We start from the raw sequence: 724 nt of genomic DNA on the forward strand, positions 1-724 counted from the left end.
CTCGCCCATCCGCCGCCGCAGCTCCGGGTCGCCGAGCAGCGTGATCAGCCGGTCGGCGGTCTGGGCGGCGTCCCCGCCGCGCACCACCCAGCCCGTCTCACCGTCGAGCACCGCGTCCGGCGCGCCGCCCGAGTCACCGCCGACCACCGGCAGCCCCGTCGCGGACGCCTCCAGATAGACGATGCCCAGCCCCTCCACGTCGAGACCGCCGCGGCGGGTGCGGCACGGCATCGCGAAGACGTCGCCGGCGCCGTAGTGCGCGGGCAGCTCCGCCCAGGGGACCGAGCCGGTGAACCGTACCGAGCCGGCCACCCCGGTGTCGGCGGCCAGCGCGCGCAGGTCGCGCTCGTAGGGGCCACCGCCGACGATCAGCAGCACCGCCTCCGGCACCCGCTCCAGCACCCGCGGCAGCGCCCGGATCAGGGTGTCCTGCCCCTTGCGCGGCACCAGCCGTGAGACGCACACCACCACCGGGCGCGCCGCCAGTCCGAGGCGGGCCCTGACCGCGTCCCCGCCGGAGCCGGGGTGGAAGGTCTTCTCGTCAACGCCGGGCGGGAGCTGCACCATGCGGTCGGCGGCGGCCGGGGAGAGCACCGGCGCGATGCGCGAACGGGTGTACTCGCCCAGGTAGGTGACGGTGTCGACGGCGTCCCCGACCCGGCGCAGCAGCCGCCTGGCGCCCGGCAGTTGGGCCCAGCCCGCCTCGTGGCCGTGGGTGGTCGCC

1 protein-coding gene is annotated in these 724 nt (G+C 77.2%); it reads right to left on the reverse strand.

Annotation, left to right across the window (positions count from 1 at the left end):
• Window positions 1-724: glycosyltransferase family 4 protein (locus tag ACYVE9_RS29520; protein ID WP_461030935.1), on the reverse strand; the 724-nt coding region annotated here is incomplete at both ends.

This window comes from Streptomyces sparsus (assembly GCF_054776295.1).